At 44.7% G+C, this 778-nt stretch carries 1 tRNA gene and 1 rRNA gene; both read left to right on the forward strand.

Annotated features, from left to right (window positions below):
• Nucleotides 1-413 (forward strand): 16S ribosomal RNA (locus QGG57_06980); the annotation flags it as partial.
• Nucleotides 414-519: 106 nt separating this feature from the next.
• Nucleotides 520-590 (forward strand) — tRNA-Ala (locus QGG57_06985).
• The last annotated feature ends 188 nt before the right edge of the window (nt 591-778 follow it).

Below are 778 nucleotides of genomic sequence, written 5' to 3' on the forward strand. Positions count from 1 at the left end.
GGTAACAGGCGAGACCCGTATGTATATTTACTACGTGTACAATATACAGACTGCCTTGGTAACAAGGAGGAAGGTGCGGGCTACGTTAGGTGAGTACGTCCCGAATGTCCTGGGCTACACGCGCGCGGCAATGCTGCATTCAGAGGGTTGCGACACCGAAAGGTGAAGCTAATCTCATAAACTGCAGCCTAGTTCAGATCGAGGGTTGCAACTCACCCTCGTGACGCTGGAATTCGTAGTAATCGTGTGTTATCAGCAGACGGTGAATATGTCAATGCTCCTTGCACTCACCGCCCGTCAAACCAACCGAGTTTAGCTTTGGTGAGACCCGTCAGGGACGAGCCTTGGTTAGACAAGGTAGGTTAAGTCGTCACAAGGTATCCGTAGGGGAACCTGCGGATGGATCACCTCCTAAAATATTATATTACATTTCAATGAATTTCTTTCGCATACCATTAACATCTTAATTTAGAAGTTAGTAAATAACTTTTAAAAGTACAAAAGTCAAAGGGTAATATTGGGCCCATAGTCTAGTGGTAAAACACCTCGCTTGCACCGAGGAGTCCCGCGTTCAATTCGCGGTGGGTCCATTTTTCTAATTGACTTTCACACATCATATTCACTTCGTGAATCTCAGAGATGAGATAAAACATCGAGGGTGTATCGTCGACGACGATATATCTGGTAGAGATAATATTCAATGACGCAAGTAGGCAGACACTAGTGAGTTTAGTTGATTTTACTAACACTAGCAGATGAATAGCTTGGCTTGGAATGT

This window comes from Candidatus Poseidoniia archaeon (assembly GCA_030748895.1).
Taxonomy (GTDB): domain Archaea; phylum Thermoplasmatota; class Poseidoniia; order MGIII; family CG-Epi1; genus UBA8886.